Annotated in this window: 10 protein-coding genes; 8 read left to right on the top strand and 2 right to left on the bottom strand. The window is 57.5% G+C overall.

The features are described 5' to 3' along the window. The first annotated feature begins 53 nt into the window (after positions 1 to 53). From DSM25558_RS17215 to DSM25558_RS17200, 4 genes are all read left to right on the top strand, one after another. Entirely contained in the window at positions 54 to 959 is a 906-nt protein-coding gene (locus tag DSM25558_RS17215; protein WP_077105923.1) for an XdhC family protein, read from the top strand. Between the two features lie 148 nt (positions 960 to 1,107). Further along, complete coding sequence (locus tag DSM25558_RS17210; protein ID WP_077105922.1) at positions 1,108 to 1,641, top strand: 2Fe-2S iron-sulfur cluster-binding protein; 534 nt, start codon at positions 1,108 to 1,110, stop codon at positions 1,639 to 1,641. Beyond that, positions 1,638 to 2,627 carry an FAD binding domain-containing protein gene (locus DSM25558_RS17205; protein ID WP_077105921.1) on the top strand — a complete coding sequence of 330 codons (990 nt, stop codon included), beginning with the start codon at positions 1,638 to 1,640 and terminating at the stop codon, positions 2,625 to 2,627. The genes DSM25558_RS17210 and DSM25558_RS17205 overlap by 4 nt, the downstream gene beginning before the upstream one ends. Continuing rightward, positions 2,624 to 4,927, top strand: coding sequence for a xanthine dehydrogenase family protein molybdopterin-binding subunit (locus tag DSM25558_RS17200; RefSeq protein WP_077105920.1), 2,304 nt, complete (start codon positions 2,624 to 2,626; stop codon positions 4,925 to 4,927). Before DSM25558_RS17205 ends, DSM25558_RS17200 begins: the two co-directional genes overlap by 4 nt. 141 nt (positions 4,928 to 5,068) lie before the next feature. Here DSM25558_RS17200 and gnd read toward each other — a convergent pair whose 3' ends face one another. Further along, positions 5,069 to 6,085 (bottom strand): phosphogluconate dehydrogenase (NAD(+)-dependent, decarboxylating), encoded by a 1,017-nt coding sequence (gene gnd / locus DSM25558_RS17195; RefSeq protein ID WP_077105919.1) that lies wholly within the window; start codon positions 6,083 to 6,085, stop codon positions 5,069 to 5,071. 368 nt (positions 6,086 to 6,453) lie between these two features. Here gnd and tkt point away from each other — a divergent pair, with 368 nt between their 5' ends. Beyond that, positions 6,454 to 8,499 (top strand): transketolase, encoded by a 2,046-nt coding sequence (gene tkt / locus DSM25558_RS17190; RefSeq protein ID WP_077105918.1) that lies wholly within the window; start codon positions 6,454 to 6,456, stop codon positions 8,497 to 8,499. 116 nt (positions 8,500 to 8,615) lie between these two features. On the opposite strand, the gene DSM25558_RS17185 is transcribed toward tkt, so the two are convergent. Then, positions 8,616 to 9,626 carry a LacI family DNA-binding transcriptional regulator gene (locus tag DSM25558_RS17185; protein ID WP_077105917.1) on the bottom strand — a complete coding sequence of 337 codons (1,011 nt, stop codon included), beginning with the start codon at positions 9,624 to 9,626 and terminating at the stop codon, positions 8,616 to 8,618. A gap of 191 nt (positions 9,627 to 9,817) precedes the next feature. On the opposite strand from DSM25558_RS17185, the gene DSM25558_RS17180 reads away from it, so the two are divergent. The 3 genes from DSM25558_RS17180 to DSM25558_RS17170 all read left to right on the top strand — a co-directional run bounded on the left by DSM25558_RS17180 (position 9,818) and on the right by DSM25558_RS17170 (position 14,254). Beyond that, positions 9,818 to 10,846 carry an ABC transporter substrate-binding protein gene (locus DSM25558_RS17180; RefSeq protein WP_077105916.1) on the top strand — a complete coding sequence of 343 codons (1,029 nt, stop codon included), beginning with the start codon at positions 9,818 to 9,820 and terminating at the stop codon, positions 10,844 to 10,846. A 97-nt stretch (positions 10,847 to 10,943) separates the two neighbouring features. Then, a complete protein-coding gene (locus DSM25558_RS17175; protein ID WP_077105915.1) occupies positions 10,944 to 13,199 on the top strand; it encodes an ABC transporter permease in 2,256 nt (751 codons plus the stop codon). Next, complete coding sequence (locus DSM25558_RS17170) at positions 13,196 to 14,254, top strand: ABC transporter ATP-binding protein (RefSeq protein WP_077105914.1); 1,059 nt, start codon at positions 13,196 to 13,198, stop codon at positions 14,252 to 14,254. Before DSM25558_RS17175 ends, DSM25558_RS17170 begins: the two co-directional genes overlap by 4 nt. Positions 14,255 to 14,256 lie beyond the last annotated feature (2 nt).

Below are 14,256 nucleotides of genomic sequence, written 5' to 3'. Positions count from 1 at the left end.
CGTTCCCTCTCTCTCGGCAGGCCTTAGCGGCACGGCTTGGCGACGATAGGCCTATGCCAAAAAAAGCCCTCTCAACCGACAGCGCAATCGACGTTCTCGATTTCGCTGTGCGGATGGTCGAGGCAGGCTATCGGGTGGCTCTGTGTACCTTGGTCGAAATCCGCGGCGGTTCGTCCCGGCCGCTTGGAGCACATATGGCTGTCGCCGATGATGGTCGCTATTGCGGCTATGTGTCGGGAGGCTGCACAGAGGCGGCTATCGCGGCTGAAGCGTTAGAGGCATTTGCCAGTGGTCATGACCGCTTCGTGATGCTTGGGGAAGGGTCTCCTTTTTTTGATATCATTCTGCCTTGTGGGGGCGGCATCACGGTTGCAATCCATATGCTTCGCGACATCGAGCCGATCTGTTCGGTCGTCACGCGAATGAGGAATCGTCAGGAAGCCAGTCTTTCATACGCTTCAGGCAATGAGCAGCTCTCATTCGGTGCCAATGGCCCTCACACCGGATGGGACGGGGATGTCTTCGTGACGTGTTATCGCCCAGCCGTGCGCGTTTTGCTGTCCGGGCGGACTTTGGAAGTCGAAGTGGCTGCGCAGGTTGCTGAGGCGGCAGGTTATGAGGTTGTCCTTTACGATCAAGCGAAGGTTGGGGATCCCGACCCATCCATGATTGATGCAGACACGGCCGTTGCACTTCTCCAGCATGATATTGAACTTGAGATGCCGGTGCTGAACGCAGCACTCAACGCGAACCCGTTCTACATCGGTGCTCTGGGGAGCTCCCGCACGCACGAAAGACGCGTGGAGCGGTTGCGGGAGATCGGGCATTCCAGTGACGTGATTGGGCGGATCAAAGCGCCAATCGGGCTCTTCGGACGAGCGCGCGATGCGCATTCTCTGGCACTCTCGGTTATCGCGGATATTGCGGCCTGTCGGCAGTCCACTCTGACGTCGGCCTGAAAGATCGCGACGCCAGACGGGTCGAAAAGTGCCGTGTGGCAATACAACAAGCAGACATGTCCTCCTCAGAGGAACAACTGATACCGCAGGCATATCATGGTCCTGCGGTCCACCATCACCAATGCGTTTAAGCCAAGGGAGATGTCCTATGCGTTTTACCATCAACGGAGAACAGATCGAGGTGGAGGCGGATATCCGCACATCGCTGCTTGATCTTATGCGAAACTATCTGGGGTTTACCGGAACCAAGAAGGGGTGTGACCAGGGTGCGTGCGGTGCCTGCACCGTTCTGGTGGATGGTGAACGCATCAATTCTTGCCTGGCGCTTGCGGTTCAATATCAGGGCCGCAGCATCACCACTGTCGAAGGGCTTGCCGCCAACGGCAATCTTCATCCCTTGCAAAAAGCATTTATCGAACATGATGGCTTTCAATGTGGCTACTGCACGCCGGGGCAACTCTGTTCCGCCGTCGGGATGGCAAGCGAGATCGAACGCAACATCCCGAGTGCCGTCACAAGCGATCTATCAGCGACCAGTGTTGTGGTTGACGATACCGAAATCCGCGAACGCATGAGCGGCAATCTCTGTCGATGCGGTGCCTATAACGGCATCGTCGAAGCGATTTCCGAGACGCTGGCTCATCAAGCGGTCGCGCCAACCGAGGAAAGGGCACGGGCATGAACATATTTTCCTATCATCAGGCATCAGATGCCGCTTCGGCTATCGCACTCAAGCAAGCCGGTCCTACCGCCAAATATCTCGGCGGCGGTACCAATCTTGTTGATCTCATGCGTGAGACCGTCGAACAGCCGGAAACCCTCGTTGATATAACGCATCTGCTTAGCACCATCGAGCAGCGCGCCGATGGTAGCCTGCTCATCGGTGCAGGTATGAAAAACACCGCACTCGCATCCCATGATGCAGTGCGGGCTCATTTCCCGCTTCTGTCCCGTGCCATTCTGGCTGGGGCGAGTGCGCAGATCCGTAATGTCGCGACGGTCGGTGGCAACATCCTGCAACGTACCCGTTGCCGATATTTCTACGACAACGCCGCCCGCTGCAACAAACGCCAGCCACACGCGGGCTGTGATGCGATGGAAGGGTTTAATCGCTATCACGCAATCCTCGGCGCATCCGACGCCTGTGTCGCCACCCATCCTTCCGACATGTGCGTGGCACTTGTTGCGCTGGACGCCGTTGTTCATCTGCAAGGACCGGCAGGCATGCGCAGCATGCCGTTGCGCGATCTGCACCGTCTGCCGGGCGATCGGCCTGATGTGGAAACTGAATTACAACCGGATGAGCTGATTACGGCGATCGAAATTCCACCGCTCGCCTTTGCGAACCAATCCACCTACCGGAAGGTCAGAGATCGTGCGAGCTACGCTTTCGCACTCATATCCGTTGCCGCGGCGATTGATATTGATGAAGCCGGTGTGGTCCGAGACGTGAGGCTGGCGCTTGGCGGCGTTGCCCATAAACCTTGGCGCGCTCTGAAAGCCGAGGCGGCGTTGAAGGGCCAGAAGGCGAGTGCCGACAGTTTCCGGGCTGCTGCCGAGGCCGAACTGGCAGATGCCGTTGGCCTGCGAGACAACGCGTTCAAAATCGAACTTGCGAAACGCACCATCGTTGCGGTTCTTGATGAGTTGAAGGGAGAAAACGCATGAGCGCCGAAACCCAAACAAAGCCAGAGGCGAGCAAACCGGGCCGCTGGCAGCCGGCTATCACGGCTGATCCGATGTTGCGCAAACATGGAGCGCTCGGGCAGCCCGTATCCCGCATCGACGGGCCGATGAAGGTTCAGGGAAAGACGCGGTTTGCAGCCGAGTTTCCTTATGAGAACATCAGCTATGCGGCTCTCGTCTTCAGCACGATCGCGCGCGGGCGCATCACTGACCTCGATGTGAAGGCGGCGGAAGCGGCGTCTGGTGTCGTGCTCGTGATGACCTATCACAATGCGCCGCGCATGAAGGCACCCTCGCTGATGATGTCGTCTCCATCAGCCGCAGGTGCCAGCGATCTGCCCGTCATGCAGAACGATGAAATCCACTGGAACGGCCAGCCGGTCGCGGTCGTTCTGGCGGATACGCAGGAGCAGGCCGACTATGCGGCTTCGCTCGTCAAGGCAACATATGCTTCGCTGCCAGCGGTCACATCGTTCGATGAGGCGAAGAAAACACCACGGCAGCTGGAAACGCTGCTTGGCCAGCCGCCGATCCTTGAAATTGGCGATGCGGAAAAAGCGCTGGCTGATGCCGCAGTCAAGGTGGACGTCATTTACAGAACACCGCGGCATAATCACAACGCCATCGAGCTGCATGCCGCAACCGTGGCATGGAACGATGACGAATTGCGCGTGCACGATGCCAGCCAGCTGCTGGATCTGACAGCAGGCCAGCTCTGTGACATCTTCGGTCTTGAGACCGGCAAAGTCCATGTGACATCGCCTTATGTCGGGGGTGGTTTCGGCGGCAAATGTCTCTGGGACCATCAAATCCTCGCCTGTGCCGCATCCAAGCTCGCTGGGCGGCCAGTGCGTATCATGCTGTCGCGCGAAGGCGTGTTTCGCATCGTCGGTGGTCGCACGGTGACGGAACAGCGCGTAGCGCTCGGAGCGAAACCCGATGGCACGCTCGATGCGTTGATCCATACCGGCACGGCGGCCATGACGTTGCACAACTCCTGCCCGGAACAATTCACCTTTCCGGCCCGTCATCTCTATGCTGCAAAGACCTTCCGTCTGGCGCAGGATGTCGCCGACATGGATATGCTGGTGAACACCTTTATGCGCGCGCCCGGCGAATCGGTCGGCACGTTTGCGCTCGAATGCGCACTGGATGAACTGGCCGATAAGCTGGCAATGGACCCCATAGAACTTCGCCGTCGCATCGAACCGGAAACAGATCCGACGACAGGTAAGCCTTTCTCATCACGCTACCTGATCGAGGCCTATGAAAAAGGAGCCGAGCGTTTCGGCTGGGACCGTCGAAGCCAGACGCCGCGCCAGAAGCGCGATGGCGAATGGCTGGTTGGCATGGGCTGTGCAACTGCGACCTATCCGTACCACCGTTTCCCCGGTGGGTCGGCGAGAATCCGGCTGACGGCAGAGGGCCATGTCACTGTGTCCACGGCTGTTCACGATATGGGAATGGGAACAGCCACCGCACAGGCTCAGCATATCGCTGTTCGCCTTGGCGTGCCTTTGGAACACGTCACCTTCGAATATGGCGACAGCAGCCTGCCGCGAGGTGTCATTGCCGGAGGTTCGACGCAGACCGCCTCGATTGGTGGCGCTGTGATAGCGGCAACGGAAGTCTTCGTGGAGGAACTGATCAAGCTTGCTGGCAACGATTCGCCACTCGCTGGGCTGTCGCTTGCCGAGGTCGAACCAAGAGATGGCGGACTTGGACATCTGGAAGATCACGGTCGTTTCGAAAGCTATCAATCCATCCTGCGCAGGGCAGGGCGCGATGAGTTGGTTTGCGAAGCTGAAGGCTCAGCACCCGCAGAAATGGAAGCCTTCTCGATGCATTCCTATGGCGCTCAGTTTTGCGAAGTTCGGGTCAGCGCTATCACCGGAGAAACAAGGGTGTCGCGCTTCCTGGGCTCCTTCGATGCAGGGCAGATCCTGAATGCCAAGATGGCGACCAGCCAGTTTAAGGGTGGCATCATCATGGGCATTGGTCTTGCGCTCACAGAAGAAACCAACTTCGATGAACGGACCGGTCGTGTCGTCAACGCCTCACTGGCTGACTACCATGTACCCGTCCAGATGGATGTCCCGCCGATTGACGTTATCTACACCAATAAGCCGGACCCACAGGCACCGATGGGCGCACGCGGCATCGGCGAAATCGGCATTACCGGCGTCGGCGCCGCCATTGCCAATGCCATCTACAACGCAACAGGCGTCCGCATCAGAGATTTGCCCATCACGCTGGACAAGGTGATGGCAGGGCTGGATTGACATTGGGTGGCGGCGGTTCATCCGCCGCAGACCTCTATGATTGAGCGGGTTAAGTATCGACGTGGGCGGGATCATATCTCCGCCCATGTCGACGTTCAGAAGGACGGTTCCTGGGTCAAGTGCACACGCCTTGACTTTTTGTCAGTCCCCGGACTTGGGCTTTTCGTGATGACCACCGAAGGCAAAGCGCATCGCCGATAGCATCTTGTCCGCATAAAGAGACTCGCCTTGTGAACTGAACCGCTGGAACAGCGCCGAGGAAAGCACAGGTGTTGGCACACCCGTGTCGATTGCCGCCTTGAGCGTCCAACGACCTTCGCCGGAATCGGAAACCCGACCACCAAACGCTGCCAGTTCTGGGTCCTGTTTCAAGGCGTCCGCCGTCAAGTCCAGAAGCCAGGAACTGATGACGCTACCGTGTCGCCATACTTCCGAAACGGCAGCCATATCGATGTCGAACTGGTAATATTGTGGCGTTTGCAGCGGGCTGGTTTCGGCATCCACATCCCGTACCTTTTTGCCGGCATTGGCGGCCTTCAGAATATTCATGCCCTCTGCATAAGCGGCCATCATACCGTATTCGATACCGTTATGGACCATTTTCACGAAGTGGCCGGCACCCGTTGGCCCGCAATGCAGATAGCCAAGATGCGCAGTGCGCAATCCTTCACTCGATGCCTGTGCGTCTGGTGTATTGCCCGGGGCAAGGGTTGCGAAAATAGGATCAAGGTGGCGTACGGCATTGTCGCGTCCACCAATCATCAGGCAATAGCCGCGTTCAACACCCCAGACACCACCGCTGGTGCCGACATCCACGTAATCGATGCCTTTGGCGCGCAGCTGCTCGGCCTTATCGACATCATCATGGTAATAGGAATTGCCACCATCGATAATAATGTCGCCGGTCGTCATCAGTGCTGCGATCTTGTCGACATTCGCACCCGTGATCGCTGCTGGCAGCATCAGCCATGCGCAGGCTGGTTTTTGCAGCTTGGAAACGAAGTCCTCGACTGAACTCGCACCCACTGCGCCTTCGGCGACCAAGGCTGCAACGCTTGCTGGGTTGATATCGAAAACGACGCACTCGTGGCCGCCCTTCAACAGGCGCCGGACCATGTTTGCGCCCATCCTGCCCAGTCCCATCATTCCGATCTGCATGTGATTTTCCTTATGGTGAAGTCGATGATTTCGAGATGTTTCGGTGTGTTCAGATGTGTGGCCTGTTGGGACAACTTGAGGATTATCCTTTTGGGCGCACTGTTCGTCAGAATAAATCACATATAACCCGCGGAGGTTCCAGCAGCGCTGAATGATACAGTGATCACGAGTTTAAATCTGCGGCTGCCATGAAGCAGTTGAGCCAAACCTCATGAGCAATTGCGGCATATCAACGGCGCTCATGTCGGACTGTGTGCCGATTTGTCAGCCGATAAATAAAGAACACGTCTGAGTGTTGGAACATTTAGTGGTGGGATGCCCTTTTTAACGGTGACGCCGCAATAGCGCGCATGTCGAGGAGTATCCCAATGCCGGATCAATCAACTGTTCCCACTCATAAATCCGTTCCGCCACCGCGTGATCCGCATTTGCGCGAGCTTGCCAATTGTATCAGGTTTTTGTCGATGGACGCCGTACAGCAAGCAAAAAGCGGCCACCCCGGTATGCCGATGGGCATGGCAGATATTGCGACCGTGCTGTTTTCTGAATTCATGACGTTCGATCCGCAGGAGCCCCATTGGTTCGACCGGGACCGCTTCATCATTTCCAACGGTCATGGCTCCATGTTGCTCTATAGCCTGCTGTATCTCACCGGATACGAAGACATGACGCTGGATGAGATCAAGCGTTTTCGTCAGATCGACAGCCGCACAGCAGGCCACCCTGAATATCATCACGCAACGGGCATCGAGACCACGACCGGGCCGCTGGGGCAGGGGCTTGCGAATTCGGTTGGCTTTGCCTTTGCCGAAAGAATTATGAATGCCTCCTTCGGAGATGATCTCGTCGATCACTTCACCTATGTTTTCCTGGGTGACGGATGTCTGATGGAGGGTATCAGCCAAGAGGCGATATCGTTTGCTGGCCATCGCAAGCTCGGACGATTGATTGCATTCTTCGACAACAATTCGATTTCCATCGATGGTGCTACCAAGCTTGCAGAATCCGATGACCAAACCGCCCGTTTCCGAGCCTCCAATTGGCACGTGGTGGAAATCGATGGTCACGATACGGATGCTATAAGGGCGGCCATCATCGAAGCCAGAAGTGTTACCGACAAGCCAACACTCATTTCCTGCCGCACCATCATTGGTTTCGGCTTTCCAACGAAAGCCGGCACACAGAAAGCCCATAGTGACGCGCCGGGCGAGGAAGAAATAGCGGGCGCCCGCCAGTTGTTGGACTGGCGTTTGCCACCTTTCGAAATTCCGCAGCATTTGCTCGATGACTGGCGCAAGATTGGCGCGAAAGGCCGCACAAAGAGGCTTGAGTGGTCGGAGCGGGTTGCTGAAACAAAGGGTGAAATGGGTGACGCCTTCAAACGGCGTCTGGAGGGTAAAATCCCTGCGGGATGGCGTGATGCCATAGCGGATGCGAAGACTGAACTTTTACAGAGCGAAAAGGACCTTGCATCCCGTCAAGCCAGCGGTGTTGTGCTCAATCACCTTTTTGATGCGGTACCCGAAATGCTCGGCGGTTCCGCCGATCTGACACCGTCCAATAACACCAAGGCAAAAAACCAGATCGAGATCGTTCCGGGAGAATTTTCCGGGTCCTATGTCCATTACGGTGTTCGCGAACACGGAATGGCGGCGATCATGAACGGTATCGCCCTCCATGGTGGTCTTATCCCCTACGGCGGCACATTCCTGACATTCTCGGATTATTGCCGTCCTTCGATTCGTCTGGCTGCGATGATGGAAATCCGCACCATCTTCGTGATGACTCATGATTCCATCGGTCTTGGTGAAGATGGGCCAACGCATCAGCCAATAGAACATCTGAGCGCCCTACGCGCCATACCGCAACTTGCGGTCTATCGTCCCGGCGACTCGGTCGAGACAGCGGAGTGCTGGGAATCCATTCTTGAGGCGCCCAGACAAGCGGCGCTCATTGCCCTTTCTCGACAGCCATTGCCTTTGCTCAGACAAGACGCGAGACGTGACAATCTTTCGGCTAAGGGCGGATATGTCCTGCTGGATGCGGAGGGTGGTGAGCGCAAACTGACGATTTTCTCATCCGGATCGGAGCTGCAACTAGCCGTGAAGGCCCGGGATATTCTTCAGCAAGAGGGCGTGCCAACCGCCGTCGTGTCCATGCCGTGCAGGCTGTTGTTTGAAAGACAAGACGATGCTTACCAACGTTCCGTCATCGGCAAAACCCGCGCGCGTGTTGCCGTTGAAGCGGCCGTTCAGGATTCCTGGGATCGATATATCGGCCTCGATGGCAAGTTCATCGGCATGCATCGCTTCGGTGCGTCTGGAAAGATAGAAGACGTCTACAAGAAGTTTAACATCACGACCGAAGCTGTTGTTGATGCTGCACGAGAGGTTCTCAAGCAGCTGAAAAACTGATTTCACTTCCGCCTCGCCCATATCGATGGAAACATGGGCGAGGCGGCAGTCATAAGGGCGATGTTAGCTGATAGCGGTTGTTGACCTGGTTTCTCGGTCAGCACGAAGTTTCAGATTTACTTTCCGCGCACCGATCCGCGCCATATCAATTCCGGTGCCAGTTTGGAAAGGTGCTTCGCATCTGCCGGCTCCGCCGACTGGCTGAGCCACGCAACAGCCTCACGGGCGATGACCTGTACCGGCTGCGCAAATGTCGTCATGTCATAGGATGCCCAAGATGCTTGCTCGATGTCATCGAAGCCAATGACGCAGAGTTCTGACGGGATGTCGATCTTGAACTGGTGGCGGGCGGAATCCATGAAGCCGCAGGCCAGAAGATCGGTGGCGCAGAACACGGCATCCGGTCGCTTGGCGCGAGTCATGAAGCGTTGTGCCAGAACAGTGCCGCTCTGGTATGAGGTCGGGCCGAACCGTTCGACGCTGACCACAATGCCGTGTTCAAGACCGGCGGCCACAAAGCCTTCTTCACGCGCCATCAGACTTGGGGTCATCGCCTGCGAATTGGCAAATCCGAACTCGCGGCAACCGGCGCGTAGGAAAGCGGTAAAGGCGCGCCGCGCCGCTTCCCGGTCGTCAAGATTGATGCGCAGCGGACCGGCCTGTTCATCGGCGCGGTTGATCAGCACAAGTCTTTGACCATTGCGCAGACAGAGGTCGGTGATCGACTTGTCCGGCATGCCCGAAAGAATGATCGAGGCATCGGCACGGTAGCGAATGGCTTGCCGCAGTGCCAGCTCGACGCTGTCATCCGAGCGGTCAGTATTGATCAGCATCGCAACCTTTGCATTGGCCTGCAACTGCTGGGTCAGAGCCTTGATCAACCCGGCGCGGTAGGGCGTATCGAGTTCAGACACGATTAAACAGACGATGCCGCTTTCGTTGCGCATCAGCCCACGGGCGAGGTGGTTAACGTGATAACCAAGCGCCTCTGCCGCCTCTGTCACCTTGCGGCGGGTTTCTTCCGAAACACTGGCACCCGCGGTAAATGTTCGCGACACCGCTGAGCGTGAAACGCCTGCGCGGTCTGCGACATCCTTGGCACTGACAAAAATCTTACGCTCACCCATCACAACCTCGCTTGTGCATTCATTGCACATCATTGCAACTGTGTGCAACAGGGTGATGACAAGCTTATACCCCCCAGAATTAGCGATATCGCAGATTATTGGTTGACATTACGGCCATGATCATCAAGTCTTTGCACACGCTTGCAAAGCGTATGGCGTGGAGGCGTCATTCCAAAATGGGAGGAAGAATCATGGGTGCAGCGCATATTGTCGCGGCTGGCTTTGCTGCTGGTCTGGCCTTTAGTGCATCGACGGCTCTGGCAGCTGGCGATCTCAATCTCATCTGCTCGGCCGACGTCGTCATCTGCGAGCAGATGAAGGATATGTTCGAGAAGGACAACAGCATCAAGGTCAATATGGTCCGCCTGTCGTCAGGCGAGACCTATGCCAAGATCCGCGCCGAGGCTCGCAACCCCAAGACCGACGTCTGGTGGGCAGGAACAGGCGACCCGCATCTCCAGGCCGCATCGGAAAATCTGACGCTGGAATACAAATCGCCGATGCTCGATCAGTTGCAGGACTGGGCGAGGAAGCAGGCCGAAAGTTCAGGCTACAGGACGGTCGGTGTTTACGCCGGTGCACTCGGCTGGGGCTACAACACCGAAATTTTCAAGACCAAGGGATACAAGGAGCCCAAGTGCTGGGCAGACCTACTCGATCCTGCCTTCAAGGGCGAGATCCAGATCGCCAATCCGAATTCGTCAGGGACTGCTTACACGGCACTCGCGTCGCTGGTCCAGATCATGGGTGAGGACAAGGCATTCGACTATCTCGGTAAGCTCAACGCCAATATTTCCCAATATACAAAGTCCGGTTCCGCACCCGTAAAGGCCGCTGCACGCGGCGAAACGGCAATTGGCATCGTCTTCATGCATGATGCCGTTGCGCAGACAGCCGAAGGTTTCCCGGTCAAGTCAATCGCCCCTTGTGAAGGCACAGGCTACGAGATCGGCTCGATGTCGATCGTCAAGGGTGCGCGCAATCTGGAAAATGCCAAGATCTGGTATGACTGGGCGCTGAAGGCAGACGTCCAATCGCATATGAAGGACGCCAAGTCCTTCCAGCTGCCCTCGAACAAAAATGCCGAAATTCCCAAAGAGGCACCGAAGTTCGAGGATATCAAGTTGATCGATTACGACTTCAAGACCTATGGCGATCCTGAAAAGCGCAAAGAACTGCTGGGCCGCTGGGACACCGAGATCGGTGCCAAAGCCAACTGATTGCTGCTCACAATAGCATCACTGCGCGGCCACGAACTGGCGGCCGCGCATTTCCCAACATTGTGCTCAAATTGACATCGAAGGATGCGCGACCGCTATGGACAATCGCAACCGAAGGCTGGACCTGACGCTGGCTGCTGGCAGTGCAGCTTTCCTCATCCTGCCCTGGTACCGGATCGAAGGCGGCTTTCTGTCATTCAAATGGATTGCCGGTTTCTTCAGTGACGCAGCCGATGGCCCCGGCCTGTTGCAGATTTTCAGCCACGGACGGTTATGGCTGGCGGTTGCGCTGTTGGCGCTGCTGGCGGCAATCGCTGCGCGGTTCATTGCCAATCCCATGCTGCGCGGAAAAATCCTCGCCTTTGCAGGTGGTACAGGCGTGGTCTTTTTGGCGCTGCAAGGGTTGGCGATCGGCTTTTCCGGATGGAACTGGACAATCACCGAAACCCTGTTCGGCACGCTTGCAAATGGTCAGCCGGCGATGGGCGCGGGGGCCATGCTGTCGGCCTTCCTCTTCGTGCTGATCTTTTCGTTCGGGCTTGCGGAGCGCGGCGTCATGAAGGGCGATGCCTTCGTGGTCGCCACCATATCGCTGCTGGTTTTTCTGGTGGCGATCTTCGTCTTTTATCCGATCGGCAGCATGTTCGTCGGTGGGTTTCAGGATTTCGACGGCTCGTTCAATGCAACGGGTTTCGCCCGCAACATTCAGGATCCGTCCATCTGGAGCCTGAGTTGCGTGATCGGTGGCGATCGCTGCGGATTGGCTTGGCGCACCCTGTGGCTGGCGATCATGACCGCGACGGGCTCGACGCTGCTTGGTCTTGCATTCGCACTGGTCGCTACCCGCACCCGCTTTCCGTTCAAGAAGGGCTTGCGGTTGCTGACCGTGCTGCCGATCATCACGCCGCCTTTCGTAATCGGTCTGGCGCTGACGCTGCTGTTCGGGCGCGCCGGAATGGTGACGACGGGGCTTTCAGACCTCTTCGGAATTGAACCCAGCCGCTGGCTCTACGGCCTGACCGGCATCTGGATTGCTCAGGTACTGTCGTTTACGCCGATCTCGTTTCTGGTGCTGATTGGCGTTGTCGAAGGCGTCAGCCCATCAATGGAGGAAGCATCGCAGACGCTGCGTGCGGATCGCTGGCGCACCTTCTGGCGCGTCTCGCTGCCGCTGATGAAGCCCGGATTGGCCAATGCCTTCCTGATCGGCTTCATCGAAAGCATGGCGGATTTCGGCAATCCGCTGGTGCTGGGCGGCAGCCATGGCGTGCTATCGACGGAGATATTCTTTGCCGTTGTTGGCTCGCAGAACGATCCATCGCGTGCCGCTGTGCTCGCCTTCATTCTTCTGTGCTTCACGCTCTCTGCCTTTCTGGCGCAACGCTTCTGGCTGGCTGGAAAGAATTTCGCCACCGTCACAGGTAAAGGGGATTCCGGATCGCATATCGCGCTGCCGAAATCACTGTCCATCTTTGTCCATGCACTGGTCATTCCATGGATGATCTTCACCGTAGTGGTTTACGGCATGATTGCCTTCGGCGGCTTCGTCAAAACCTGGGGTCTGGACAATTCGCTGACGCTGGACCACTACGCGCGTGCCTTTTCGTTCAGTATCCGCGATGGCGGCATTGCCTGGACGGGCGTTGCCTGGAACTCGTTCTGGACGACGATGGAGATCGCACTGATTTCCGCACCATTGACGGCCGCCGTCGGTCTAGCCACGGCCTATGTCATCGTGCGGCAGAAGTTTGCCGGGCGAGGGCTATTCGAATTCGCGCTGATGATGAGCTTTGCCATTCCCGGCACGGTCATCGGCATCAGCTACATCATGGCCTTCAATCTGCCACCGCTGGAAATGACTGGCACGGCGCTGATCCTTGTCGCCTGCTTCGTGTTCCGCAACATGCCGGTTGGCGTGCGCGGCGGCATTGCGGCGATGAGCCAGCTCGACAAGAGCCTGGATGAAGCATCTATGACGCTGCGCGCCAACAGTTTCCGCACCATCCGCAAGGTCATTTTGCCGCTGCTGCGCCCCGCCATCACCGCTGCGCTGGTTTATTCCTTCGTACGCGCCATCACCTCCATCAGCGCCGTGATCTTCCTCGTCAGCGCGCAATACAACATGGCGACGTCCTATATCGTTGGCTTGGTGGAGAACGGTGAGTACGGCGTCGCGATCGCCTATTCATCCATGCTGATCGTGGTGATGATTACCGTGATCACCGGCTTTCAGTTGCTGGTCGGCGAACGCAGATTACGTCGCGAAAACCGCGTCCACGGCATCGCCGTCACCGCGGTAAGCCCCATCTCAGCTCCGATAGCAACCTCTGCCACGCAGGAGAAAACCACATGAACCACCGTCCCGGCTCGGTCGTCCTCCAGAATATCCGCAAGCAGTTCGGTGCCTTTACCGCCATCCACGATCTGTCGCTGACCATCGACCCCGGCACGCTTGTCACGTTGCTCGGTCCTTCCGGCTGCGGCAAGACCACCACGCTGCGCATGCTGGCTGGCCTCGAACACCCCACCTCCGGCCGCATCCTGATCGGCGGCAAGGATGTGACCATGTTGCCAGCCAACGAGCGCGATGTCTCGATGGTGTTCCAATCTTATGCCCTGTTCCCGCATATGAGCTCGCTGGACAATGTGGCCTATGGTCTGGAATCATCAGGCCTCAGCCGCAAGGAAGCCCGGCAGAAGGCGGAAAGCGGCCTCGAACTGGTTGGTCTCGCCGGTATGGGACAACGGCTTCCGGCTGAGCTTTCGGGCGGCCAGCAACAGCGCGTCGCTGTTGCTCGCGCGCTGGTTTTGGAGCCGCAGGTGCTGCTGCTGGATGAGCCGCTGTCCAATCTCGATGCGCGTCTTCGTCGCCGTGTGCGCACCGAAATTCGCGAGTTGCAGCAGCGTTTGCAGTTCACCGCCGTCTATGTGACCCACGATCAGGACGAAGCTCTAGCCGTCTCGGATCGCATCATCGTCATGAAGGATGGGTACGTCGCCCAGGAAGGATCGCCACGCGATCTCTATGAAAGCCCCGCCTCGGCCTTCATCGCCGATTTCATGGGCGAGGCCAATGTCGTGCCATGCACGGTTCTGGGCATCGAAGGCGATCAGGCCGTCATTCGCGTGCAGGATCTGGTGCACCGCGTGCCGAGCCGCGGCGTAACGCCCGGCCCCGGACAACTCGCGGTGCGCCCAAATTCCGTCACTCTCTCGCCAGCGACGAAAGCGGAGTTTCGCGGACGAATTACCAGTGCCGCCTATCTCGGTGACCACATCGAATATGAAGTCGAGACGGATGCCGGCGCGCTGTTCGTTGTCGATCCTTCGGTGGAGAGGCCGATCAATCCCGCAACGGATGTCGCGATTGGCTTCAAAGAGCGCGGCATCGCCATCATTTCACAATAGGC

It is taken from the genome of Agrobacterium sp. DSM 25558, from assembly GCF_900100825.1.
Lineage (GTDB): Bacteria > Pseudomonadota > Alphaproteobacteria > Rhizobiales > Rhizobiaceae > Agrobacterium.
This window is presented reverse-complemented; position numbering and strand designations above follow the sequence as displayed.

Coding starts and splice junctions, on each gene's coding strand:
- DSM25558_RS17185 (WP_077105917.1), bottom strand. CDS start 9,626: ATGGGTGAGCGTAAGATTTTTGTCAGTGCCAAGGATGTCGCAGACCGC.
- DSM25558_RS17205 (WP_077105921.1), top strand. CDS start 1,638: ATGAACATATTTTCCTATCATCAGGCATCAGATGCCGCTTCGGCTATC.
- DSM25558_RS17175 (WP_077105915.1), top strand. CDS start 10,944: ATGGACAATCGCAACCGAAGGCTGGACCTGACGCTGGCTGCTGGCAGT.
- gnd (WP_077105919.1), bottom strand. CDS start 6,085: ATGCAGATCGGAATGATGGGACTGGGCAGGATGGGCGCAAACATGGTC.
- DSM25558_RS17170 (WP_077105914.1), top strand. CDS start 13,196: ATGAACCACCGTCCCGGCTCGGTCGTCCTCCAGAATATCCGCAAGCAG.
- DSM25558_RS17200 (WP_077105920.1), top strand. CDS start 2,624: ATGAGCGCCGAAACCCAAACAAAGCCAGAGGCGAGCAAACCGGGCCGC.
- DSM25558_RS17180 (WP_077105916.1), top strand. CDS start 9,818: ATGGGTGCAGCGCATATTGTCGCGGCTGGCTTTGCTGCTGGTCTGGCC.
- tkt (WP_077105918.1), top strand. CDS start 6,454: ATGCCGGATCAATCAACTGTTCCCACTCATAAATCCGTTCCGCCACCG.
- DSM25558_RS17210 (WP_077105922.1), top strand. CDS start 1,108: ATGCGTTTTACCATCAACGGAGAACAGATCGAGGTGGAGGCGGATATC.
- DSM25558_RS17215 (WP_077105923.1), top strand. CDS start 54: ATGCCAAAAAAAGCCCTCTCAACCGACAGCGCAATCGACGTTCTCGAT.